We start from the raw sequence: 8,083 nt of genomic DNA, 5'->3' as shown, positions 1-8,083 counted from the left end.
GGAGAAGCTGCGCTTCGCCATCCGCGAGGGCGGCCGCACCGTCGGCGCCGGCGTCGTCGCCTCCATCACCGAGTAAGGCGGGTCGCATCGTTCCCGGGGCCCTTTCGGGCTTCGGGCAGAACAAGGGGCGGGTGCCGGCTGGTGCCCGCCCCTTTTCGCGTCGTGCCGAGGCGAGGACCGGGAAAACCTCGACACCCGGGGCCCGCCCGGTATGGACCCGCCTGCAGGGCGTGCGGGAGGGGCGGTTCGAACGAATCGCTCCCCGCAGCTCCCGGCCCCGGGCGACATTCCGCTTGCATCCGGGCCGGCGATGCGGCTAAGGAGCGGTCGCGCCGCGGCGCTGCAGGAGTGTAGCTCAACTGGTCAGAGCACCGGTCTCCAAAACCGGGGGTTGGGGGTTCGAGTCCCTCCACTCCTGCCAGGAACCGCGAGCCGACCGGAGCCTCCGCCGACCGCCGGCAGATCTCCGCAACAATCCGTCCGGGCCAGTCGACAAGCGCAGGCAACTGCGCTAGACGCTGCGCCCATCCCAGATCGAACAGGCGGCGAGGCGGGCCGGGGGTGATCCTTCAGCTCGCTTGGCCGCCGTTGGTTTCGAGCGCATCGGTTGTCCGAGCCATGGCATCGAACGAAGCGACGAAGAAGATGGACCTCGGGCGCAACGCCTCCCGCAGCACCCCGCCGACCCGCGGCGGTGGCGCCTCGCCGACGCCCCCCTCGCGTCCGGCGCAGAAGCGCGTCGGCCCGTTCGAGTTCCTGCAGCAGGTGCGCGACGAGGGCCGGAAGGTCACCTGGCCGACCCGCAAGGAGACCCTGGTCACCACCCTGATGGTGTTCGTCATGGTGGTGGTGGCGAGCGTGTTCTTCACCGTCGTCGACCAGGTGCTGCGCTACGCCGTGACGCTGGTGCTGGGCATCGGGGCCTGATCGAGCAGTGACCCGGAAGGCCGGCCCGGGAGCCGGGGCCGCCGCCGGATTGGAGTGAACGCCGTGTCGAAGCGCTGGTACATCGTCCACGCCTATTCGAACTTCGAGAACAAGGTCGCGCAGTCGATCAAGGACCAGGCGGCGCAGCGCGGCCTGACCGAGAAGTTCGACGAGGTCATGGTCCCGACCGAGAAGGTCGTGGAGGTACGCCGCGGCCGCAAGGTCGACGCCGAGCGCAAGTTCTTCCCCGGCTACGTGCTGGTGAAGTGCGACCTCACCGACGAGGTCTACCACCTCATCAAGAACACCCCGAAGGTCACGGGCTTCCTGGGCGCCGACAAGTCGAAGCCGGTGCCGATCCCGGACGCCGAGGCCGAGCGCATCAAGGGCCAGGTCCAGGAAGGCACCGAGCGCCCGAAGGCCTCGATCTCCTACGAGGTCGGCGAGCAGGTCCGCGTCGCGGACGGCCCCTTCGCCTCGTTCAACGGCATCGTCGAGGAAGTCGACGAGAGCCGTTCCCGCCTCAAGGTGGCGGTCTCCATCTTCGGCCGGGCGACCCCGGTCGAGCTCGAATACGGTCAGGTCGAGAAGCTCTGACCGTAACCGGCGGATCCTGAGACACGAGAGAACCGGCCGGGGCGCGTTGGTCGCGCCCCGGCCGGGTCCGGCGTTTCGACACGGTCCGCCCCTCACCCGCGGAAGGTCCGCCCGGCACGCCTCCGGGAGCCCGGGCCGCACCGCGACCTGCAACCGCCCTCGCAGTCAGGGCTAATCTGGGAGCAGTCCCATGGCGAAGAAGATCACGGGCTACGTGAAGCTTCAGGTCCCGGCCGGCGCCGCCAACCCGTCGCCGCCCATCGGTCCCGCGCTCGGTCAGCGCGGCCTCAACATCATGGAATTCTGCAAGGCCTTCAACGCGAAGACCGCGCAGATCGAGAAGGGCACCCCGATTCCGGTGATCATCACCGCGTATCAGGACCGCTCCTTCACCTTCGAGATGAAGCAGCCCCCGGTCTCGTTCTTCCTCAAGAAGGCGGCCGGCCTGAAGATCGGCAAGAAGCCGGCCTCCGGCTCGAAGACCCCCGGCAAGGGCGCGCCCGCCGGCAAGGTCTCCGAGGCGCAGATCCGCGAGATCGCCGAGAAGAAGATGCCCGACCTGAACTGCGATTCGGTCGATTCCGCCGTCGCCATGATCCGCGGCTCCGCCCGCGCCATGGGCCTCGAGATCACCGCGTAAGGGGAGGGCGACATGGCACAGACAGGCAAGCGCATCCGCTCCGCCCGCGAGGGCATCGCGGTCACCAAGCTCTATCCGCTCGCCGAGGCGGTGAAGCTGATCAAGGAGCGCGCCAGCGCCAAGTTCGACGAGACCTTCGAGGTCTCGATGAATCTCGGCGTCGACCCGCGCCACGCCGACCAGATGGTCCGCGGCGTCTGCAACCTGCCGAACGGCTCCGGCCGGACCGTGAGGGTGGCGGTGTTCGCCCGCGGCCCGAAGGCCGACGAGGCCCGGGCCGCCGGCGCCGACATCGTCGGGGCCGAGGACCTGCTCGAGACGATCCAGGGCGGCACGATCGACTTCGACCGCTGCATCGCAACCCCGGACATGATGCCGCTGGTCGGCCGCCTCGGTAAGGTGCTGGGCCCGCGCGGCCTGATGCCGAACCCGAAGGTCGGCACCGTCACCATGGACGTGAAGGGTGCGGTTGCCGGCGCCAAGGGCGGCGCGGTCGAGTTCCGGGTCGAGAAGGCGGGCATAGTCCACGCCGGCATCGGCAAGGTCTCGTTCGACGAGCAGAAGATCGTCGAGAACATCCGGGCCTTTGCGGACGCCGTCGCCAAGGCCAAGCCCGCCGGCGCCAAGGGCACCTACATCCAGCGCATCGCCGTCTCCTCGACGATGGGCCCGGGCGTGAAGGTCGACCCCTCGAGCGTGCTGGCCGCGGCCGGGGCGTAAGCCCTCCGCGATCGCCATCGAAAAGCGCCCGGTCCGGCAACGGACCGGGCGCTTCGCGTTGTGCGCCCCGCATCGCCGGTTCTTGACGGTGAGACTCGCTCCGTGAGCCGGGCGGGGCGAGCCCGGCGCGAGCGCGGCCGGCTCGCGCGGTCGGCCGTGTGGTCCCCGCTCCGTCTCGCCCGACCTCCGCGCCTCGCACCGCCCGGTGCGGACCCGCATCCCGGAGGGCGGGCGAGGGATGCGGTCCGCAAGGATCGCCCCCTGTCCCGGTCGTGTCGCGATGTCAGGCTCTGATGCCCGCCGGTGGTCGAGCCGGCGCTCAGCTCCGCCGCAGCAACGGCAGCGGGCTCCCTGGACCATAGGCGACGAGGATCGCGTCGCAGGCGGCCTGCCGGTCGCTCCGCAACTGGCTGGCGAGGTCGTCGAGGGCCGCCTGGAGGCGGACCGAGCGGGTCTTCTGGAAGAAATCGGCGTGGTTGAGCTGCACCCGGTTCGAGAAGGCCCGGAAGCCGTCGGGGTCGATCCGGACGCCGTCGCAGCGGCGGCTAGCCATGTCGGCCTTGAGGCCGGAGAGCAGCACCGGATCCTGGGGCGAGGCCTCCTCCCGGTGCGGTTGGGCCGTGAAGCAGAAGACCGCCCAGGCGATCACGGCGAGAGAGGGCCGAATCATCATCGTGGCGTTCGCGAGGTGTGTGGTTTCGCTGCGAGAACCACCATCGTCCGGCCCGGTTCCGGCCCTCGCGATCCGCCCTGTGCGGCGGCGCACATCGGGCTCCGCCTGGACGATGCCGGCGGGGGCCGCCTTCAGAGCGGGTCGCGCTCGATCCAGGCCGGATCCATCGCCATCGCGTCGTCGTCGAGGGGGGGCGGGCCTGGCGCGTCGCCGCGGATCAGGCTCTCGGCCTCGTCGTGGTCGACGTCGCGCATCTGCTCGGCCAGCAACGCCAGGTAGCTCGCCGCCGCGGAGGTCCCGAACAGCTCGGCGAAGCGCGCATGGGCAACCGCCGTCATCGTCTCGACCACTGCCGCGGGCGGGCTGCCGGCCTCGACGGCGTTGTCGAACACCGCCCGCCAGGCGCGGGAGAGGCGCTCGCGCAGTTCGAAGGTATCGTCCACGGCTGGCCACGGTCTCCGGGCCGGGAGCGGCCGGCGGGGAGTATGGGCCGGGAGGCCGGCGGTTTCCAGGCGGGGCGGGCTGGGATCGGGGCAGGTCCGGTGCGATACCGGGGCGGCGGCCGAGGCCGGCCGCGGGGGAGGAGAGACCAGATGAAGCTCTACGGCACCAGCCTGTCGCCGTTCGTCCGCAAGGTGCTGGTCGTCCTGGCCGAGAAGGGGATCGAGGTCCGGCACGTGCCGCTGCGCTTCCACGATCCCGACCCGCGCTTCCGCGCGGCGAGCCCGTTCGGGAAGATCCCGGCCCTGGAGGACGGCGACTTCCTCCTCGCCGATTCCTCGGCGATCATCCAGTACCTGGAGCGCAAGCATCCGGAACCGGCCGTGCTGCCCAGGGACGCCCGCGACCTCGGCCGGACGGTCTGGTACGACGAGCTCGGCGATACCGAGCTTTTTCCCCTGCTGATCAAGCCCTTCGTTCAGCGGGTGCTTCGGCCGCAGCTCATGAAGCTGCCCTGCGACGAGGCGGTGGTGGGCCAATGCATGGCCGAGGAGCTGCCGCGGCCGTTCGACTATCTCGAAGGGGTGATCGACGGGCCGTACCTCGTCGGCGGCGCCTTCACCCTCGCCGACATCTCGGTCGTGACCGCGTTCCACAACCTGCACCTGGCCGGCGAGGCGGTCGAGGCCGGGCGCTGGCCGCGGCTCGCAGCCTATGTGGCGGGGATCCTGGAGCGGCCGTCGTTCAAGGCCGCGCTCGCGGCCCGACAGGGCTGAGAGAACGGAACGGAGGGGGGCGGTGACGTCCCCTCCCTCAGCGCCCTTCAGCGCCCCTTGGCGCTGCGGCGGTAGAAGCCGTCGACCTGGGCCTGGGCCTCGGCGCGGTCGCGTTCGCTGGCCGCCGCCAGGGCCTGCTCCTGCAGGGCGACGATCCACTGGTCCTTCGGCCCGTCGGCGGCGTCGCGGGCGAGCGTCAGCCAGGCCAGTCCCCGGGCGCGCTGCACCGTGACGCCCTGGCCGTTGATCAGGAGCTGGCCGAGCAGCGCCTGGGCAGCCGCGTGACCCTTCTCGGCGGCGAGGTTGAACCAGCGCGCCGCCTGGCGGGGATCCTGCGACACGCCGGTCCCGTCGAGGTAGAGGCGGGCCAGGTTGTACTGCGCGTTCGGGTCGCCGTAATACGTCGCCGCGTAGTTGAACATGTCGTAGGCGCGCTCGACGTTCGGGCGCACGTAGGAGCCCTTGATCCCGTCGAGGAAGTAGCGCCCGAGGGCCGTGAAGGCGCTCGCCACGACGCCGGCATTGGGGGCCTCCGGGCCCTCGTCGGCGTTCTCGTCGGCGATCTTGGAGAAGAACTCGAACGCCTTGAGGTCGTCGTGCGGGACGCCGTCGCCCTCGGCATACATGCGGCCGAGCTTCCAGAGCGCCAGGGCGTGGCCCTGGCCGGCGGCGTATTCGAGGGCGCGGGCAGCGCCCTCCTTGTCGCCCGCATTGTAGTCGCGCATGCCCGTCCGCATCGCCTCGCGGGCGTTGCGGTAGCCCGTGGCGGCCGGCACCGGCGTCCGCACCGCGGCGTCGAGCGCCACGGCGGGGCCGGCCCCGGCCATTGCCAGGCCGAGGAGCGCGAGGAGGAACCGGCGGCCCGCCCTTCTGGGCAGGCCGGCCTCAGATATCCGCATAGGAGAGCGTCTCCTGGGCCCCGCCCGGATGCGTCACCGCGCCCGTCACCGCCGGGCCGACGGTCTGCGCGTACTTCCACAGGTAGCCCGAGGTCGAATCGTTGGCCCGCGGCTGCCAGGCCGCGCGGCGCTGGGCGAGCTCCTCGTCCGTGAGGTCGACCGAGAGCGTGCCCTGCACGGCGTCGATGCGGATGAGGTCGCCGTCCTTGAGGAGGCCGATCGGGCCGCCCACCGCCGCCTCCGGCCCGACATGGCCGATGCAGAAGCCGCGGGTGGCGCCCGAGAAGCGCCCGTCGGTGATGAGCGCCACCTTGTCGCCCATGCCCTGGCCGTAGAGGGCGGCGGTGGTCGCCAGCATCTCGCGCATGCCGGGGCCGCCCTTCGGGCCCTCGTAGCGGATCACCAGCACCTCGCCCTCCTTGTAGGTGCGGTTCTTCACCGCCTCGAAGCAGGCCTCCTCGTTGTCGAAGACGCGCGCCGGGCCGGCGAAGGTCTGCTTCTCCGGCGGCATGCCGGCGACCTTCACGATCGCGCCCTCGGGCGCGAGGTTGCCCTTGAGGCCGACGACGCCGCCGGTCGCGGTGATCGGCTGGCTCGAGGGACGGACCACGTCCTGGTTGGCGTTCCAGGCCACCTTGGCGAGGTTCTCCGCGATGGTGCGGCCGGTCACCGTGATGCAGTCGCCGTGCAGGTAGCCGCCGTCGAGCAGCGTCTTCATCAGGAGCGGGATGCCGCCGACCTCGAACAGGTCCTTGGCGACGTAGCGCCCGCCGGGCTTCAGGTCGGCGATGTAGGGCGTGCGCCGGAAGATCTCGGCCACGTCGAACAGGTCGAAGCTGATGCCGCATTCATGCGCGATCGCCGGCAGGTGGAGCGCCGCGTTGGTCGAGCCGCCCGACGCCGCCACCACGGTCGCGGCGTTCTCGAGCGCCTTGCGGGTGACGATGTCGCGCGGGCGGATGTTCTTGGCGAGAAGCTCCATCACCATCTCGCCGGCGGTGGCGCAGAACCGGTCGCGGATCTCGTAAGGGGCGGGAGCGCCGGCCGAGTAGGGGAGGGCGAGGCCGATCGCCTCGGACACGGTCGCCATGGTGTTGGCGGTGAACTGCGCGCCGCAGGCCCCGGCCGACGGGCAGGCGACCTGCTCCAGCTCCTCGAGGTCGTCGTCGCTCATCGCGCCGACCGAGTGCTTGCCGACCGCCTCGAACAGGTCCTGGATCGTCACCGGCTGGCCCCGGAAGGTGCCGGGCAGGATCGAGCCGCCGTAGATGAAGACGGAGGGAACGTTGAGGCGGACCATCGCCATCATCATGCCGGGCAGGGACTTGTCGCAGCCGGCCAGGCCCACCAGCGCGTCGTAGGCGTGGCCCCGCATGGTCAGCTCGACCGAATCGGCGATGACCTCGCGGGACGGCAGCGAGGCGCGCATCCCGCGATGGCCCATGGCGATGCCGTCGGTCACCGTGATGGTGCAGAACTCGCGCGGGGTGCCGCCGGCGGCGGCCACGCCCTTCTTCACGGCCTGGGCCTGGCGCATCAGCGAGATGTTGCAGGGCGCGGCCTCGTTCCAGCACGAGGCCACGCCGATCAGGGGCTGGTGGATCTGCTCGCGGGTCAGGCCCATGGCGTACAGGTACGAGCGATGCGGCGCGCGGTCGGGCCCCTCGGTCACGTAGCGGCTGGGCAGCTTCGATTTGTCGGTGGTGTGACGCGCGTCCATGGCCCTGTCCCGTACCCGTGGTTTCTTGAAAGGCCGGTTTTTTCCCGGTCCCGCTCCCTGCGCCGTCCCGGGACGGCTCACGCGAAACGGACCCGTGTCCGGGTCAATCCGCCAGCGCCGCCCGCGGATCCCCCGGAACCCGGAAACGCCGCGATAAATCACTGTGGGGACAGTCGTTTAACGTGGCCGTTGAGGTGCCGTCGGTTTATGGCGGGAACGCGGCGGAGCAGGGGGCGGTCTGGGGCAAAGCTGGGATGCTTTCGGGGTGTTGCGACCCCGCCACAGCTAAGCTTGCGGTCGGGGTCTGACGGGGGCGGCGGTCGGTCCGTGACATGGGATCAGGACATGCCGGATCTTTGTGCCCGGGGTGAGGCGCGGGCCGTGCCGGAATGTGGCTCGAGGGCCGTGGCGCGCTGCAGTGACTGTCAGACGAGCGAGAGCCTGTCCGGCCGCCCGGAACGGCGTCGCACTGGTCGCATACATCCCACCCGCGACCTCGTCCTGAGGTGCCCACGCCGGTGGGCCTCGAAGGAGGGCTCCAGCGGTCGCGGAGCCTTCCGGAGCCCTCCTTCGAGGCCGCTGCGCTCAGCGATCTTCGATCGCCGGTCACCTCAGGATGAGGTTTGCGGATAGGAGGCCCGTCATCGCAGACGGATGGCGCTGTCGTGCATCGTGCGGTGTGGGGGTGTC

The 8,083-nt window shown here is 70.8% G+C and carries 10 protein-coding genes and 1 tRNA gene; 7 read left to right on the top strand and 4 right to left on the bottom strand.

From position 1 onward, the window contains the following. The 6 genes from EU555_RS30340 to rplA form a co-directional block, all read left to right on the top strand. On the top strand, positions 1 to 76 hold a 76-nt coding region (locus tag EU555_RS30340; RefSeq protein ID WP_472853121.1), incomplete at its 5' end, for an EF-Tu C-terminal domain-related protein. Between the two features lie 268 nt (positions 77 to 344). After that, positions 345 to 421 (top strand) — tRNA-Trp (locus EU555_RS30335). Positions 422 to 618: 197 nt separating this feature from the next. Further along, a complete protein-coding gene (gene secE / locus EU555_RS30330) occupies positions 619 to 927 on the top strand; it encodes a preprotein translocase subunit SecE (protein WP_135419061.1) in 309 nt (102 codons plus the stop codon). A gap of 63 nt (positions 928 to 990) precedes the next feature. Beyond that, positions 991 to 1,524: a transcription termination/antitermination protein NusG gene (gene nusG / locus EU555_RS30325; RefSeq protein ID WP_135419060.1), complete on the top strand. Its 534-nt coding sequence runs from the start codon at positions 991 to 993 to the stop codon at positions 1,522 to 1,524. A gap of 190 nt (positions 1,525 to 1,714) precedes the next feature. Then, on the top strand, positions 1,715 to 2,164 hold the full coding sequence (gene rplK, locus EU555_RS30320; RefSeq protein WP_048430287.1) for a 50S ribosomal protein L11: 450 nt from the start codon (positions 1,715 to 1,717) through the stop codon (positions 2,162 to 2,164). Positions 2,165 to 2,176: 12 nt separating this feature from the next. Next, on the top strand, positions 2,177 to 2,884 hold the full coding sequence (rplA, locus tag EU555_RS30315) for a 50S ribosomal protein L1 (RefSeq protein ID WP_135419059.1): 708 nt from the start codon (positions 2,177 to 2,179) through the stop codon (positions 2,882 to 2,884). A gap of 319 nt (positions 2,885 to 3,203) precedes the next feature. Here the strand turns inward: rplA and EU555_RS30310 are convergent, their stop codons facing one another. Together EU555_RS30310 and EU555_RS30305 are read right to left on the bottom strand one after the other, a co-directional pair. Beyond that, positions 3,204 to 3,557: a hypothetical protein gene (locus EU555_RS30310; protein ID WP_135419058.1), complete on the bottom strand. Its 354-nt coding sequence runs from the start codon at positions 3,555 to 3,557 to the stop codon at positions 3,204 to 3,206. Positions 3,558 to 3,688: 131 nt separating this feature from the next. Beyond that, positions 3,689 to 4,000, bottom strand: coding sequence for a hypothetical protein (locus EU555_RS30305; RefSeq protein WP_135419057.1), 312 nt, complete (start codon positions 3,998 to 4,000; stop codon positions 3,689 to 3,691). A 150-nt stretch (positions 4,001 to 4,150) separates the two neighbouring features. On the opposite strand from EU555_RS30305, the gene EU555_RS30300 reads away from it, so the two are divergent. Next, positions 4,151 to 4,774 carry a glutathione S-transferase family protein gene (locus tag EU555_RS30300; RefSeq protein WP_135419056.1) on the top strand — a complete coding sequence of 208 codons (624 nt, stop codon included), beginning with the start codon at positions 4,151 to 4,153 and terminating at the stop codon, positions 4,772 to 4,774. Positions 4,775 to 4,821: 47 nt separating this feature from the next. On the opposite strand, the gene EU555_RS30295 is transcribed toward EU555_RS30300, so the two are convergent. Continuing rightward, positions 4,822 to 5,673 (bottom strand): tetratricopeptide repeat protein, encoded by an 852-nt coding sequence (locus EU555_RS30295; RefSeq protein ID WP_167858716.1) that lies wholly within the window; start codon positions 5,671 to 5,673, stop codon positions 4,822 to 4,824. Then, positions 5,660 to 7,393, bottom strand: a complete 1,734-nt coding sequence (gene ilvD, locus EU555_RS30290; RefSeq protein ID WP_135419055.1) for a dihydroxy-acid dehydratase — start codon at positions 7,391 to 7,393, stop codon at positions 5,660 to 5,662. The genes EU555_RS30295 and ilvD overlap by 14 nt, the downstream gene beginning before the upstream one ends. Between the last annotated feature and the right edge of the window lie 690 nt (positions 7,394 to 8,083).

This window comes from Methylobacterium nonmethylotrophicum, from assembly GCF_004745635.1.
Taxonomy (GTDB): domain Bacteria; phylum Pseudomonadota; class Alphaproteobacteria; order Rhizobiales; family Beijerinckiaceae; genus Methylobacterium; species Methylobacterium nonmethylotrophicum.
Note: the sequence above shows the minus strand (reverse complement) of the source record. Positions and strands in the feature narration are given on the sequence as shown.